The sequence below is a fragment of the Halomonas sp. genome (assembly GCF_014859505.1).
Lineage (GTDB): Bacteria > Pseudomonadota > Gammaproteobacteria > Pseudomonadales > Halomonadaceae > Halomonas.
In genome coordinates, this window is record NZ_JACUUD010000004.1 from 33505 (window position 1) to 49178 (window position 15674).

Here is a 15674-nt window from a genome sequence, read left to right on the forward strand (position 1 = left end):
ATCCCTCGACAGGCATCCCGCTCAGTCGCGTCGCTCCAGCAGCACACCGCACTCGCAGTGGTGGGTCCAGGGGAACTGATCGAACAGGGCAAAACGCGTGATCGTGTGGGTCTCGCCGAGAATCGCCAGATTGTCCGCCAGCGTATCCGGATTACATGAAATATAGACGATGCGGGAATAGTCGCCGAGCTGGCGACAGCTCGCCTCGTCCAGCCCGGCGCGCGGCGGGTCCACCAGCACGGTGGAAAAGTCATAGTCGTCCAGTGCCCACTCGGCGACCCGGCGGCCGCCCTTCTCGCCCTTGAGCGCCGCGGCGAACTCCTCGGCGGACATGCGCCCCACGGTGACATTGTCGATGCCGTTGGCGACCAGGTTCTCGCGGGCGCTGGCCACCGAGGTGCGCGAGATCTCGGTGGCCAGAACGCGGCGGAAGTTCTCGGCCAGCGCCACGGTAAAGTTGCCGTTGCCACAGTAGAGCTCCACCAGATCGCCGGCCTGACTGCCCCGGGTCACCTCCCGCGCCCAGGCCAGCATGGAGCGACAGATCTCGGCGTTGGGCTGAGTGAAGCTGTTCTCCACCTGCTGGTAGACGAGTTCGCGCCCTTCAACCTCCAGACGTTCCCAGACGTGGTCGCGCTCGAGCACCAGGCGCTGCTTGCGGGCGCGGCCGATGATCATCACGCCCAGCGCCTCCTGCAGGCGGCGCGCCTCGGCCTCCCACTGTTCGTCGAGCTGGCGGTGGTAGACGAGGGTCACCAGCGCCTCCCCCGCGAGGGTGGTGAGGAACTCGACCTGGAAGAGCTTGCGGCGCAGCAGGGGCACATCGCGGATGGCGTCGAGCAGCGCCGGCATCAGGGCGTTGATCCGCCGACTGGCCACCGGGTACTCGTCCAGGCGCACCACCCGCTTCTGCTTTTTCTTCGGGTCCTCGGGGTCCACCTCGGACTCTTCTATTTCAAACATGGCATAGAAGAGATCGTCGCCCTCGTGCCAGAGGCGGAACTCGCAGCGCTGACGGTAGTGGCTCGGCGGCGAGGGGTAGACCTCGAGGGGTGGCGGCGAAAAGCGCGCAAAGTCGCGGGTGATGCGCTCGCGCTTGGCCTCGAGCTGCTGGTCATAGCGGGCGGGATCGACGACGGGAATGGCCAAGAAGCCTCCTTCGCTAAAGGACAGGAAACGGGTGGGTAGAGGGGAGTTCAGTCCAGCGCCAGCAGCTGCGGTGGGGCGAAGCCGAAGCGGGCCAGACCAACGGTCAGCCGGGGATCCAGTGCCGTCACCAGGCTCTCCCCCGGACCCTGCCGGGGTGCCACGCCACTGGCCACCTGGGCGGTGCGCCGGGCAATCGCCTCGCTGGAGTCGATCCATTCGACCTCGCGCGGGGCGGCGGCGGCCAGGAAGTCACGCAGCAGCGGGAAGTGGGTGCAGCCCAGCACCACGGTATCCAGCGCGGGATCCTCCCAGAGCGGCGCCAGTGCCTGGCGGATCACCTCGAGGTCCGGGGCGTCTCCGGCCAGCCAGCGCTCCGCCTCGCGTACCAGGGCATCGGCGGCGACGCGGGTCACGCGACACTCGGCGGCGTAGGCCTCGATGAGGCCCAGGGTATAGGGACGCGACAGCGTGGCGCTGGTCGCCAGCAGCCCGAAATGGCCGCTGCGCGACGCCGCCGCCGCGGGCTTGATGGCCGGCACGGTGCCGACCACGGGAATCGACAGCCGGCCGCGCAGGGCATCCAGCGCCAGGGTGCTGGCGGTGTTGCAGGCTACCACCAGAGCCACACAGCGGCTGGCCGCGACGGCGGCCTCGCACACTCGCAGGATGCGTGCCACCAGCCAGTCGTCCTCGCGCAGCCCGTAGGGCAGCATGGCGTTGTCGCAGGCATAGGCGAGCGCCGCCCCTGGCAGTTGCCCGCGCAGGGCCTCCACCACGGAGAGGCCGCCCACCCCGGAGTCGAAGACCAGAATCGGCCCGTCACTCATGGCCAACGCCTGCCAGCACCGAACAGGGCGCGGGGCCCCGACGGCGATGGGTCATCAACGAAGGGTGGGGGCTAGGCATCGTGAGGCACCGACTGGGAACTGGCGGCATTCTACCCCAGTCGGCGCCGCCTGGCAGCCGGGTCAGGCGGGTAGAGGCGCCTCTCGCAGTTCGGCATAGAGCTCGGGATAGGCCTCCTGGAGACGCTCCAGCTCGGCAGTGGCACCTTCGGGAAGCGCCTGGGCAAGCCGATCCAGGTCGTCGTCGTTGAAGTGCCCGCGAATCAACGGGAAGAGCAGCTCACGTTCATCGCGCAGATAGGCGCGGTGGGCATCCAGATAGGCCTTGAGGTCGTCGGCGAAGCGATCCATGGGGATGACCGCATCCATCAGGATCATGTCGATATCGCCCGACAACCGCATCAGGCGCGCCTTGACCGCCTTGTAGTCGGATGACAGGCGCCCGGTCACCTCGGCACTCTCGGGTGCGACCTCCTTCAGCCGTTCACTCAACAGCCGTTCCAGAGGCAGGGTGAAACCTTCCATGTAGTCCAGGATGTAGTCGACCACCTCACGCACCAACTGGAAGTTGGGTCGCTCGCCCGCGGCCAGGGTCTTCTGCTTCAGCTGCAGAACGTGCAACATGCGCGCCATGTTGGCATGATCCAGACGCAGTTGGGTCAGCATGGGCATGTCGGGCCCTCCTGTGTAGTGACATGGGTACGGTGACATCAAGAGAAGGCACACCCTACATTGGATGCGCCATCGGGGACGAGGTTCATCGGCTGCCTGGTCAGCGATTTTTCCTCTTCAATCTAGCAGCCAGGCCCCATCCCTGCCTCTGCCCGAGATCAACGTAAGGAGCTTGCCATGGACCTCTTCGCCGACGAGAGCGAGCACAGTGCCCCCCTGGCCTGGCGCATGCGGCCCCGCATCCTGGCCGACTACGTGGGCCAGCAGGCGCTGGTGGGTCCGGGCAAGCCGCTGGCGCGCATGGTCGAGACCGGCGTGGTGCGCTCGATGATCCTGTGGGGCCCCCCGGGCACCGGCAAGACCACCCTGGCGGAGATCCTGGCCGCCGAGTCCGGTGCCGAACTCGAACATCTCTCGGCGGTGATGGCCGGCGTCAAGGAGATCCGCGCCGCGGTGGAGCGGGCCCGGGCCCGCAGCCAGGCCACCCTGCTGTTCCTCGACGAGATCCACCGCCTCAACAAGAGCCAGCAGGATGCCCTGCTGCCCCATGTGGAGTCGGGGCTGCTGACGCTGATCGGTGCCACCACCGAGAATCCCTCCTTCGAGGTCAACTCGGCGCTGCTCTCGCGCGCCCGGGTCCATGTGCTGACGTCGCTTTCCGAGGCGGATCTGGTGGAGGTGCTCAGGCGCGCCCTGTCGGACGAACCACGCGGCCTGGGCGCACGACACCTCCGGGTGGACGACGAGATCCTCGTCCTGCTGGCCCGGGCCGCCGCCGGCGATGCCCGCCGCGCGCTGGGCCTGCTGGAGACCGCGTGCGACTTCGCCGAGCCCGACGGCCAGGGCGGCGAGATGCTGCGCCGCGAGGCTCTGGAGGACGTGCTGGGTCACCAGGCCAGCGCCTTCGACAAGCAGGGCGACCACTACTACGACCTGCTCTCGGCGATCCACAAGTCGGTGCGCTCCTCGCGCCCGGATGCCGCCCTGCTCTACATCGCTCGCTTCATGCAGGGCGGCGGCGACCCGCTGGACGTGATCCGTCGCCTGGCGGCCATCGCCTCGGAGGACGTGGGCAACGCCGACCCGCGCTCCCTGCCGCTGGTGATGGCCGCCTGGGACGCCTACCTGCGCCTGGGCGACTACGAGGGCCAGCGCGCCATCGCCCACGCCGCCATCCACCTGGCGGTGGCGCCCAAGAGCAACGCCATCGATCAGGCCTGGAAACGGGCCAAGGCCTTCGCGGCAAACCAGCCGCGGCTCGAGGTGCCCGGCTACCTGCGCAACGCCCCGACCAGACTCATGGAATCCCTGGGCCACGGCCAGGGCTACCGCTACGCCCACCACGAGCCCCACGGCTACCCCGCCGGTAGCGCCCACGATTGCTGGCCGGAGGAGACGCCCCGGGAGCCCTTCTACCGGCCGACAGAGCTGGGCCAGGAAAAGCGTTATGCCGAGCTCATGGCCTGGCGCGAGGCGCTCGACACCGAGGCGGACAACGGCGGCAGCGGCGCCTAGCGCCCAGCCGCAAACTGCAAGCCGCAATAACAGAATCGCCCCCGAGGCAGGACCACGGGGGCGATTCTCCCGGTGCTTGTCGCCAGGTGCTGAAGACGAGGCCGGGCTTGGTACTTGCTGCTTAGTGCCTAGTGTGTGTCGCGAATCACGTCGGTGCCATCCGGGATCTCGAAGGCGAAGCGGCTATCGTCCATGGCGTGGTTCCTCTGCGCGTCGCGAAACTCGATGGCGGTGCGCTGGCCGGTGCTGTCGGTCATCTGCAGGGTGGCCAGCAGTTCGCCCCGGAAGGTCATCTTCAGCTCCTCGAAGAGGGTGTCGGCCGACTTCGGCACCAGGGTGAAGGTCTCGGCGCTGCCCTGCTGCTGGCGGGTCACATCATAGCTATCGATCAGGTCGCTGGCGCTGCCGGAGAGCAGCAGGGCCGGCGTATGAGTGACACGATGATCCAGGGCCTGGATGGTGGCCTGCTCCAGATCCGGGTCATGCAGCATCACCTCCTCACCGTCGGAGATCACCACCTGCTGATAGGGGGCCTCCACCTCCCAGCGGAACTTGCCGGGGCGGGCGAGCCACATATGACCGTGGGCCTCCTGCAGGCGCTCGCCGCTGGCATCGAGAATCTGCTGTTCGAAGCGGGCCTCATAGGTCTCCAGCGGTTCCAGCATGCGGGTCAGCCGGTCCGCCCCTTCACTGGCCAGGGCCGCAAGCGGCATGGCAAGGGGCGCGACGACAAACAAGGCAACGGCGGCAAGGGTCTTTTTCACTGTCATGATGGTCTTTCTCCCTGGACGGTTCCGACTGGAATCCTGTCACTCGGACTACGGGGACGCCGGCGGGTTGCGGTCCCGCCGGCGCTTTCATGCTGGTTGCATGGTTGAAACGGGGGTGTCTCCCGGTGGAGACGCCCGACCGGATGGACGCAGCGTCGTCGCTAGTCGCCTGGCGCCCGCGGTGCCAGCACCTCGCGGGAGCCGTTGGTCCCCATGCTGGAGACCACCCCGGCCATCTCCATGGTTTCCACCAGGCGTGCGGCACGGTTGTAGCCGATCTTGAAGCGGCGCTGAACGGCCGAGATGGAGGCCCGGCGCGAGTCGGTCACGAACTGCACCGCCTCGTCGTAGAGGGCATCCTGCTCGGCGTCGTCGCCGTCACCGCTGCCCTCGGCCTCCAGCCCGGTGAGCGCCTCGGCGGACACCCCGCCGGATAGGATCTCGTCGATGTACACCGGCTCGCCGCGGCGCTTCCAGTCCTCCACCACCCGGTGCACCTCGTCGTCGTCGACGAAGGCGCCATGGACGCGGGTCGGCAGGCCGGAGCCCGCCGGCAGGTAGAGCATGTCGCCGTGGCCCAGCAGATTCTCCGCGCCGCCCTGATCGAGGATGGTGCGCGAATCGATCCGCGAGGAGACCTGGAAGGCCATCCGCGTGGGAATGTTGGCCTTGATCAGGCCAGTGACCACGTCCACCGAGGGACGCTGGGTAGCCAGTATCAGGTGGATGCCGGCGGCCCGGGCCTTCTGGGCCAGTCGGGCGATCAACTCCTCGACCTTCTTGCCGACGATCATGAACATGTCGGCAAATTCGTCGATCACCACCACGATGTAGGGCAGCTTCTCGAGCACCGGCGGAGTCTGGTGCATCTCCCAGGGCTGGGGTTCCCACAGCGGGTCGGCCACCTGGGCACCGGCCTCCTTCGCCTCGTCGAGCTTGGCGTTGAAGCCGGCGATATTGCGCACTCCCATGGTGGCCATCAGCTTGTAGCGCCGCTCCATCTCGGCCACGCACCAGCGCAGGCCGTTGGCGGCCTCCTTCATGTCGGTCACCACCGGCGCCAGCAGGTGCGGGATGCCGTCGTAGACGGAGAGCTCCAGCATCTTGGGATCGACCATGATCAGCCGCAGCTGCTCCGGCGTGGCCTTGAGCAGCATCGAGATCAGCATGGCGTTGACACCGACCGACTTGCCCGAGCCGGTGGTGCCGGCCACCAGCAGGTGGGGCATCTTGCCCAGGTTGGCCACCACCGGGCCGCCACCGATGTCCTGGCCCAGGGCCAGGGTCAGGGCGGAGTCGGCCTGCTGGTAGCGGTCCGAGTCGATCACCTCGCGCAGGCGAATCATCGCCCGGTGGGGGTTGGGGATCTCGATACCCACCGTGGGCCGCCCCGGGATCACCTCAACCACGCGCACGCTCTTGACCATCAGCGAGCGCGCCAGATCCTTGGCCAGGTTGCTGATCTTGGAAACCTTTACCCCGGCGGCCGGCCTGATCTCGAAGCGGGTAATCACCGGCCCCGGCCAGGTATCCACCACCTCGGCCTTGACGCCATACTCGCGCAGCCGCACCTCGAGGAGCTCGGACATCTCGGCCAGTTGCTCACCGGTATAGTTCTGCAGCTGGGGCTCCGGCGGGGTCAACAGGCGCAGGCTCGGCAGCTCGCCCTCCGGCTCAGGCATGTCGTCAAGGACCGGGCGCTGGTTCTGCAGGTGCTCCACGGTCCACAGTCGCATGCCATCCTCGTCGGCGGCCGCTCGGGCCTGGTCGGCAGTGGCCAGGCGCGGCGCGGCATCGGGGCTCGCTGCCATGTCTCCAGGGTCATCCGTCTCGTCCCCGGGGGCCTCCTCCGGCTCAGGCGGCTGCAGGGCGGCGGTGCGTATCGGGTCGCCCGGCAGCGCCGGACGGGGCGGTTCGGCGGCTTCCTCGGCCACCGCGGGGTCATCCCAGCCGAGGCGCGGCTCGCCCTCATCGGTGCCCTCCCAGTCGGCCTCCTGACGCGCCGACAGCTCAGGCTCACGGGGCTCACCCTGTCGGACGTTGCCAGCGCCACCGGCGGCTGCCGAATGATCCGAGGAACCCCCGGCGACGGGCCCGGGAACGGCAGTCTCGGGCGTCGAGGCCGCCGGCGGCTCGCCACCGGCTGGCGCCGACCTGGCCGCGCCGGACGACTCATGGCGACTGGCCCGCAGGGAGGGGCCCTGCCAGGCGTTGGCAGGCTCGCCATCCTCGGGGAGCATCGGCTCGGGCACCGTCTCCGCTGCCCTGGGGCTGGGCGCCGGGGGTGCCGCGGGAGTCGCGGCCCCTGCCGCCTTTCCGGTGCTGGCGCCGGCGCCGGCGTCGGTGCCGCCTACCGACTGGCGTTCGCTGTAGGCCGCCCCCGGCTGCTTGGCAGAGGGCGTCTTCTCCGGCACTTCCCAGGGAATCTGGGTGTCGCCATCGTCGCCGAAGCCGGGCTCGCGACGGGCAGCGGGCTCCGCCTCGAACTCGGTGACCCGTAGGCCACCGCCGGGCAGCAGGCGCTGCCACCAGCGGCGGCCAGGGGTCACCTCCTCTTCCGTTAGGCCAGCCGCCTCGGCCTCATCGGACGACGTTTCCTTGGCTGGCTTCGCCCTGTTCGGCTCGGCCCGCTCCAGCGCGGGGGCGCGCGAGAAGGCAAAGCGCTCCGCCAGCCAACCCCAGAAGCGCATGGCGCGATAACCCAGTTCATCCATCACCGAGAGCCAGGAGAGCCCGGTCAGCAGCGGCAGGCCGCAGAGCAGCGCCGCCAGCGACAGCAGGCCGGCGCCCCCCGTGCCCACCATGGGCACCAGAGCACCCACCAGCCCCTCACCGAGGATGCCCCCCGAGGAGTAGGGCAGCACCGTCTCCGTGGGGGGACGATAGAAATGCAGGGCACCGAGGGTGGTGGTGCCCAGCAGCAGCAGCACCAGGCCGCCGCCACGCACCGCCAGCGCCGTGGCATCCCACTCCAGGTGAATCCCCTGGCGGGCCCGCAGCAGGCGCCAGGCGGCGAAGCCCAGCATGGCCGGCCACCACAGGGCACTGGCGCCGAACAGCGAATAGAGCACGTCGGACAGCCAGGCACCCACCGGGCCCATCCAGTTCTCGATGCGGGTCTCCGGCCCGCTGCGCGACCAGCCGGCATCACCGGGATCGAAGCTGAACAGGGCCAGCAGCAGGAACACACAGGCGGCCAGGAGCATGATGGCCACCCCTTCCCGTGCAGAGCCCTGCAGCCTCACGCCGAAGCGCCTGGCCGTCTCCCTGGCCTGGGCCGCGCTCACTCGACGCGGCGAGGACTTCTTGTTGACACTCAAGTGGTCATCCTCCTTGCGCCACCGCTGGCGTCTTCCAGTTGATTGGCGCCAATCATACCGAGCCGCGCCCGCCCATCACAGTGGCCATGACGTCTTGAGCCCTGGCGTGTCGAACGGCACACTGGCTCCCCCTCCTTCTGGATGCCCGCCGATGCTGCCGTGGCTGCCCGAGCACCCGATTCGATTCCCGCCCGTGACGCTGGCCCTGCGTGACCCCGACGGCCTGCTGGCCGCAGGGGGCGAGCTCAGCGCCGATTGGCTGCTGGCCGCCTATCGCCGCGGCATCTTCCCCTGGTACAGCGACGATCAGCCGATCCTGTGGTGGAGCCCGGACCCGCGCATGGTGCTGTTCCCCGCGGAACTCAGGGTGCGTCGCAGCCTGGTCAAGCGGCTGCGCCACGCCGGCTTCACGATCACTGCCAACCGCGCCTTCGACGCCGTGGTGACCGCCTGCGCCGAGCCACGCGCCGGCCAGCCGGGCACCTGGATCACCGACGAGATGCGCGCGGCCTACGGGCGTCTGCATGCCCTGGGGGCGGCGCACTCGGTGGAGGTGTGGCAGGGGGACGAACTCGCCGGCGGCCTCTACGGCGTGGCGATGGGACCGGTGTTCTTCGGTGAGTCGATGTTCACTCGGGTGCCCGACGCTTCCAAGGTGGCCCTGGTGCACCTGGCCCGGGCCATGGCAGCAGGCGGTGGACGGTTGATCGATTGCCAGATGCATACTGCCCATCTTGCCAGCCTGGGCGCCAGGGATATCGCCCGGGAGACGTTCATCGGCTATCTTGAAGCATGGCTGGGGAAGCCGGCGCCGGAGGATCCCACCGGCCTGTCCTTCACCCCGGCCTGCTGGTCCTTCGCCGTCCCGGATGAACCCGGCGAAGCCGCCCAGTAACCGCGACCCGGAGCCGGAGAGAGCCGCCGTGAGCAGCAACACCCCACGCCAGCCCGTCAGGGATCTGCGCTTCTTTCTCACCGTGCCCCACGCCTGCAGCTACTTGCCAGGGCGCGAGGCCACCACTCTGTTTCTCGACCCCCAGGAGTCACCCGGACAGGGCGTGTACGACTCCCTGGCGCTGCTCGGCTTCCGACGCAGCGGACGCCATCTCTACCGGCCCCACTGCGAGGGCTGCAACGCCTGCATCTCGGTACGCCTGCCGGTCGGGGAGTTCGCTCCAAGCCGCAGCCAGCGTCGATTGACCCGGCGCAATGCCGACCTCACCCTGCATCTGCGGCCGGCAATCTTCGACCCCGAGCACTACTCGCTCTACGCCCGCTATATCCGCACCCGCCATGCGGACGGTGACATGTACCCGCCGAGCCACGAGCAATATCGCACCTTCCTGACCCTTGACCAGGAGTACGCTCGGCTCATGGAGTTCCGCCTGGCAGGTCAGCTGGTGGCGGTCGCGGCCTTCGACCAGCTCGAGCACGGCCTGTCGGCCATCTACACCTTCTTCGACCCGGACCCCGAACTGGAACGGCGCTCCCTGGGCACCTTCGCCGTGCTCACCCTGGTCGAGCAGGCGCGTCGGCGCGCCCTGCCCCATGTCTATCTGGGCTACTGGATCAGCGACTGCCGCAAGATGGCCTACAAGCGGGACTTCCAGCCCCTGGAGATGCTCGACGGCCGCCACTGGCGGCGACTGATCAGCCCCTGACCAGCTCTTGATCAGTCCACGAGAGGCGCCTTGGAGGCGCCATCCTTTGCCTTGCCGGCCGGCATACGGCACAATACCGCGCTATTCTTCTAGCAGCTGTCTCATCCATCCGCGAGGAACCGCCTATATGGCACGTGAAGACCATATCGAAATGGAAGGCGTCATCGTCGACACCCTTCCCAACACCACCTTCCGCGTCGAACTGGAGAACGGCCACGTGGTCACTGCGCACATTTCCGGCAAGATGCGCAAGAACTACATCCGCATCCTGACCGGCGACAAGGTCAAGGTGGAGCTGACGCCCTACGACCTGACCAAGGGCCGCATCGTCTACCGCTCCCGCTAAGTCGCGGTCGAGCCTCCCCCAGCCCGACGCCAGCCGCACAGGACAACGCCCCGTCCGTAGACAGGGCGCTGAGTCGTGTGCGCAGGACCGCCGTCAGGGCGCGTCGGCCATCTCCGCTTCGGTAGAGAGATGCAGCTCGCCCTCCTCCACGGTGACATGCACGATGCCGCCGTTCTCCGACAGCTCGCCGAACAGGATCATCTCGGCCAGCGGCTTCTTGAGTTTCTCCTGGATCAGGCGCGCCATGGGACGGGCCCCCATGTCGGGGTCGTAGCCCTTCTCGGCCAGCCAGTCCCGGGCCGTCAGGTCCACATCCAGCTGCACCCGCTTCTCGTCCAGTTGCGCCTGCAACTCGACCAGGAACTTGTCCACCACGCTGCGCACCACCGAGGCGGGCAGGGAGTGGAACTGGATGATGCCATCCAGGCGGTTGCGGAACTCGGGCGAGAAGGTCTTGCGAATCACCTCCATGGCATCGGTGGAGTGGTCCTGGTGCTGGAAGCCGATGGAGCGACGCGTGGCCTGTTCGACCCCGGCGTTGGAGGTCATGATCAGGATCACGTGGCGGAAGTCCGCCTCCCGGCCGTTGTTGTCGGTAAGTCGACCGTGGTCCATGACCTGCAGCAGCAGGTTGAAGACCTCGGGGTGCGCCTTCTCGATCTCGTCGAGCAGCAGCACGCAGTGCGGGTGCTTGGTGATCGCCTCGGTGAGCAGACCACCCTGGTCATAGCCCACATAGCCAGGGGGGGCACCGATCAGCCGCGACACCGTGTGACGCTCCATGTACTCGGACATGTCGAAGCGCACCAGCTCGATCCCCATGATCATCGACAGCTGGCGAGCCACCTCGGTCTTGCCCACCCCGGTGGGGCCGGCAAACAGGAAACTGCCCACCGGCTTGTCCGGCGCCTTGAGCCCGGCCCGAGAGAGCTTGATCGCCGCGGAGAGGCTGTCGATGGCCTCGTCCTGGCCAAACACCAGCATCTTGAGGTCGCGATCGAGGTTCTCGAGCAGCTTGCGGTCTGAGCTGGAGACACTCTTCGGCGGAATCCGCGCGATCGAGGCGACCACCGCCTCCACCTGGGCGGTGTCGATGGTATCGATGCGCACTTCCGGGGGCAGCAAGCGCTGGTGGGCACCGGCCTCATCGATCACATCGATGGCCTTGTCGGGCAGGTGGCGATCGCTGATGTAGCGATCGGCCAGACGCGCCGCGCTTTCCAGGGCCGCGTCGGTGTACTTGAGCTGGTGGTGCTCCTCGAAGCGCGAACGCAACCCCTTGAGGATGCGGATGGTGTCCTCCACCGAGGGCGCCGGCACGTCGACCTTCTGGAAGCGACGCGCCAGGGCGCGGTCCTTCTCGAAGATGCCCCGGTACTCCTGGAAGGTGGTGGAACCAATGCAGCGCAGCTCGCCGGAGGAGAGCAGCGGCTTGAGCAGGTTGGAGGCGTCCATCACCCCGCCCGAGGCGGCACCGGCGCCGATCACGGTATGGATCTCGTCGATGAACAGGATGGCATTGGGCTGCTTGCGAAGCTCGGACAGCAGGCCCTTGAGGCGCTTCTCGAAGTCGCCGCGGTACTTGGTGCCGGCGAGCAGCGCGCCCATGTCCAGCGAGTAGACCACGGCGTCGCTGATCACCTCGGGCACGTCCTCCTCGACGATGCGCTTGGCCAGTCCCTCGGCGATGGCGGTCTTGCCCACGCCGGCCTCGCCGACCAGCAGCGGGTTGTTCTTGCGCCGCCGGGCGAGGATCTGCACCACCCGCTCGAGTTCCTGCTCGCGACCGATCAACGGGTCGATCTTGCCCATGCGGGCCTGTTCGTTGAGGTTGGTGGCAAAGCCGGTGAGCGGGTTGGACCCGTTCTCGCTGCCGCTCTCCTCGCTCTCCTCGGACTCCGAGGAGGCAGCCGACGGGCTATGGCCATGCCCGGCCACCTTGGAGATGCCGTGAGCGATGTAGTTGACGGCATCCACCCGCGCGACGTTCTGCTGTTTCAGGAAGTAGACCGCCTGACTCTCCTGCTCGGAAAAGATCGCCACCAGCACATTGGCCCCGGTGACCTCGCTCTTCCCGGAGGACTGCACGTGGAAGACCGCGCGCTGGAGCACGCGCTGGAAACCCAGGGTCGGCTGGGTCTCGCGGTCGGACTGATCCTCGGGAATCAGCGGCGTGGTGGAATTGATGAAGTCCTGAAGATCGGAGCGCAGCTTGTCGAGGTTGGCCCCGCAGGCTCGCAGCACATCTGCCGCCGAGGCGTTGTCGAGCAGCGCCAGCAGCAGGTGCTCCACGGTCATGAACTCGTGCCGCTTGGAGCGCGCCACGGTGAACGCCGTGTTCAGGGTCAGTTCAAGTTCTTTGCTCAGCATGGCAGTCCCCTTCTTGCCGCCCAGGGCATCGCGTCGGATCTTTCGTCATCCGGCATCATCAACATCGGGCACAAATGCCGCCGTTGCAAGCCTTGCTGCCAACGGCAGGCAATGTCCACCCGTGGCGACCATGTCCGGGGGGGTGAGTCAGTCCGCCGCCTCGATATCCGACAGCAGCGGATGCTGACACTCTCTAGCGTATTGATTGACTTGATGGCTTTTGGTTTCCGCGATATCACGGGTGAAGATGCCGCAGGTCGCCTTGCCTTGGGTATGCACCGTTAACATCACCTGCACCGCGGTCTCGCTATCCAGGTGGAAAAAGGTCTGGAGCACCTCCACGACGAACTCCATGGGGGTGAAGTCATCATTGTGCAACAGCACCTTGTACAATGGCGGGCGGGCCTGCTCGGGTTCGGCGCTCTGCACCGACAGGTCGCCCTCCTCCTCGGTGCCGGGGGGGCGGGTCATGCTGCACCAGTTCTCTCTTTGCCACATAGCGGGATACGACTCGTTTGACGGGCCGGCGATCGGGTAGATCGAGTCACTTGGACGTCGCCGGGCCGGCTGGGTTCATTGCACCCCTAAACGCAAAGGCCCCTGCCCGTTATCCAGGCAGGGGCCGACTCACTCGGCTGGTACTGCGACCATCGACTGCGACGAGGGAGCTATCAACCCTTGGCCACCAAGGCCAGGGCGGCGTTGAGGGTAGCGCTCGGGCGCATGACCGCCTCGGTCAGCTCGTAGTTCGGGTGGTAGTAACCCTCGATATCAACTGGCTGGCCCTGCACCCCATTCAACTCTTCGAGAATCACTTCCTCCTGGGTCTCAAGCGTCTCGGCCAGGCGGCTGAACGATGCCTTGAGCTCGGCGTCTTCGTCCTGGCCAGCCAACGCCTGGGCCCAGTATAGGGCCAGATAGAAATGGCTGCCCCGATTGTCCAGTTCGCCGACCTTGCGCGAAGGCGACTTGTTATGCTCAAGGAACTGGCCGGTAGCCTTGTCAAGCGCATCCGCCAGCAGCTTCGCCCGAGCATTGCCATACTGCTTGGCGAGGTGCTCCAGAGAGGCGGTCATGGCCAGGAACTCACCGAGGCTGTCCCAGCGCAGATGGTTCTCCTCGAGCAGCTGTTGGACGTGCTTGGGCGCGGAACCGCCGGCGCCGGTCTCGAACAGGCCGCCGCCGTTCATCAACGGAACGATGGAGAGCATCTTGGCGCTGGTGCCCAGTTCCAGGATCGGGAAGAGGTCGGTGAGGTAGTCACGCAGGATGTTACCGGTCACCGAGATGGTATCGAGGCCACGGATCAAGCGCTCCAGGGTGTAGCGCATGGCGCGTACCTGGGACATGATCTGGATGTCGAGCCCATCGGTGTCGTGCTCCTTGAGGTAGGCGCGTACCTTCTTGATCAGCTCGTTCTCGTGGGGACGGTAGGGGTCGAGCCAGAAGACCGCCGGCATCCCGGAGTCGCGGCAGCGGTTCACGGCGAGCTGGACCCAGTCGCGGACCGGCGCGTCCTTGACCTGGCACATCCGCCAGATGTCACCCTCCTCGACGTTCTGGGTGAGCAGCACCTCGCCGGTATCCAGGTCGGTGATGTTGGCCACACCGGCCTCGGGCACCTCGAATGTCTTGTCGTGGGAGCCGTACTCTTCCGCCTTCTGCGCCATCAGGCCGACGTTGGGCACGGTGCCCATGGTGGCCGGGTCGAAGGCGCCGTGCCACTTGCAGAAGTTGATCATCTCCTGGTAAATGCGGGCGAAGGTCGACTCCGGCATCACCGCCTTGACGTCCTTCAGGCGGCCGTCGGCGCCGTACATCTTGCCGCCGGCGCGGATCATGGCCGGCATCGAGGCGTCGACGATCACGTCGCTGGGCGAGTGGAAGTTGGTGATCCCGCGTGCCGAGTCCACCATGGCCAGCTCCGGGCGCTCGTCGTGGCAGGCGTGCAGATCGCGGATGATCTCGTCACGCTGGCTCTCGGGCAGGGTGTCAATCTTCTCGTAGAGGTTGGCCATGCCGTTGTTGACATCGATCCCCAGCTCATCGAACAGCTTGCCGTGCTTCGCGAAGGCCTCCTTGTAAAACATCCGCACGCAGTGGCCGAACACGATAGGGTGCGAGACCTTCATCATGGTGGCCTTGACGTGCAGGGAGAACATCACGCCGGTCTTGCGGGCATCCTCGATCTCGCGCTCGTAGAAGTCGAGCAGCGCCTTCTTGCTCATGAACATGCTGTCGATGATCTCGCCATCCAGCAGCTCGACCCGGGGCTTGAGCACCCGGGTCTCACCGCTGGCGGTGATCAGCTCCATCTTCACGTTACGGGCGCGATCCAGGGTCATCGACTTCTCGCCGTGGTAGAAGTCGCCACCGTGCATGTGAGACACGTGGGTACGAGAGGCCTGGCTCCACTCCCCCATCTGGTGGGGATACTTGCGGGCATACTCCTTGACCGCCCTGGGCGCGCGGCGGTCGGAGTTACCCTCACGCAGCACCGGATTGACGGCACTGCCCTGGGTCTTGTCGTAGCGCGCCTTGATCTCTTTCTCTGCGTCGCTGCTCGGCTCGTCCGGGTAGTCCGGCAACTTGTAGCCCTGCCCCTGCAGCTCCTTGATCACGGCGCGAAGCTGCGGCATGGAGGCACTGATATTGGGCAGCTTGATGATGTTGGCCTCCGGCGTCTTTGCCAGGGCGCCAAGTTCGGCCAGATGATCCTCGACGCGCTGCTCTTCAGTCAGGTAATCGGGGAACTGGGAGAGAATCCGAGCCGCGAGAGAGATGTTACGAGTCTCCATTTCGACGCCGGCAGCGTCGGTGAAGGCGTCGATGATCGGCAGCAGGGAAAAGGTGGCCAGGGCCGGCGCTTCGTCGGTGAGCGTGTAGATAATCTTCGGCGTTTTTGACATGTTGACGTTGGTCTCTCTGGTCGCGGCAGTGGCATGAAACTGGATCGGTAGCGCGCGCTCACGATGCCTCGATAGGGGACCTTGGAACAACTCGTCTGGAATAGCAGGGCATGGGGG

At 66.9% G+C, this 15674-nt stretch carries 12 protein-coding genes; 4 read left to right on the forward strand and 8 right to left on the reverse strand.

Going from position 1 to position 15674, the window contains the following annotated elements; genetic code table 11:
• Positions 1–21 precede the first annotated feature (21 nt).
• The 3 genes from trmA to IBX53_RS01210 all read right to left on the reverse strand — a co-directional run bounded on the left by trmA (position 22) and on the right by IBX53_RS01210 (position 2660).
• Positions 22–1149, reverse strand: coding sequence for a tRNA (uridine(54)-C5)-methyltransferase TrmA (trmA, locus tag IBX53_RS01200; RefSeq protein WP_290904070.1), 1128 nt, complete (start codon positions 1147–1149; stop codon positions 22–24).
• Between the two features lie 47 nt (positions 1150–1196).
• A complete protein-coding gene (murI, locus tag IBX53_RS01205) occupies positions 1197–1976 on the reverse strand; it encodes a glutamate racemase (protein ID WP_290904072.1) in 780 nt (259 codons plus the stop codon).
• 141 nt (positions 1977–2117) lie between these two features.
• Positions 2118–2660 carry a hemerythrin domain-containing protein gene (locus IBX53_RS01210; protein ID WP_290904150.1) on the reverse strand — a complete coding sequence of 181 codons (543 nt, stop codon included), beginning with the start codon at positions 2658–2660 and terminating at the stop codon, positions 2118–2120.
• A gap of 183 nt (positions 2661–2843) precedes the next feature.
• Here IBX53_RS01210 and IBX53_RS01215 point away from each other — a divergent pair, with 183 nt between their 5' ends.
• A complete protein-coding gene (locus IBX53_RS01215; RefSeq protein ID WP_290904074.1) occupies positions 2844–4181 on the forward strand; it encodes a replication-associated recombination protein A in 1338 nt (445 codons plus the stop codon).
• A 128-nt stretch (positions 4182–4309) separates the two neighbouring features.
• Here IBX53_RS01215 and lolA read toward each other — a convergent pair whose 3' ends face one another.
• Positions 4310–4951 carry an outer membrane lipoprotein chaperone LolA gene (lolA, locus tag IBX53_RS01220; RefSeq protein WP_290904076.1) on the reverse strand — a complete coding sequence of 214 codons (642 nt, stop codon included), beginning with the start codon at positions 4949–4951 and terminating at the stop codon, positions 4310–4312.
• 161 nt (positions 4952–5112) lie between these two features.
• Positions 5113–8271: a DNA translocase FtsK 4TM domain-containing protein gene (locus IBX53_RS01225; RefSeq protein ID WP_290904079.1), complete on the reverse strand. Its 3159-nt coding sequence runs from the start codon at positions 8269–8271 to the stop codon at positions 5113–5115.
• Between the two features lie 151 nt (positions 8272–8422).
• On the opposite strand from IBX53_RS01225, the gene aat reads away from it, so the two are divergent.
• The 3 genes from aat to infA all read left to right on the forward strand — a co-directional run bounded on the left by aat (position 8423) and on the right by infA (position 10278).
• Entirely contained in the window at positions 8423–9166 is a 744-nt protein-coding gene (aat, locus tag IBX53_RS01230; RefSeq protein ID WP_290904083.1) for a leucyl/phenylalanyl-tRNA--protein transferase, read from the forward strand.
• 28 nt (positions 9167–9194) lie between these two features.
• The gene (locus tag IBX53_RS01235) at positions 9195–9932 is read left to right on the forward strand and encodes an arginyltransferase (RefSeq protein WP_290904086.1); all 738 of its coding nucleotides are present in this window, start codon (positions 9195–9197) and stop codon (positions 9930–9932) included.
• 127 nt (positions 9933–10059) lie between these two features.
• Positions 10060–10278 (forward strand): translation initiation factor IF-1, encoded by a 219-nt coding sequence (infA, locus tag IBX53_RS01240; protein ID WP_027961652.1) that lies wholly within the window; start codon positions 10060–10062, stop codon positions 10276–10278.
• 93 nt (positions 10279–10371) lie between these two features.
• On the opposite strand, the gene clpA is transcribed toward infA, so the two are convergent.
• From clpA to IBX53_RS01255, 3 genes are all read right to left on the reverse strand, one after another.
• Positions 10372–12648: an ATP-dependent Clp protease ATP-binding subunit ClpA gene (clpA, locus tag IBX53_RS01245; RefSeq protein WP_290904089.1), complete on the reverse strand. Its 2277-nt coding sequence runs from the start codon at positions 12646–12648 to the stop codon at positions 10372–10374.
• 147 nt (positions 12649–12795) lie between these two features.
• Complete coding sequence (gene clpS, locus IBX53_RS01250) at positions 12796–13119, reverse strand: ATP-dependent Clp protease adapter ClpS (RefSeq protein ID WP_290904091.1); 324 nt, start codon at positions 13117–13119, stop codon at positions 12796–12798.
• A gap of 200 nt (positions 13120–13319) precedes the next feature.
• Positions 13320–15557: an NADP-dependent isocitrate dehydrogenase gene (locus IBX53_RS01255; protein ID WP_290904098.1), complete on the reverse strand. Its 2238-nt coding sequence runs from the start codon at positions 15555–15557 to the stop codon at positions 13320–13322.
• Positions 15558–15674: the final 117 nt, after the last annotated feature.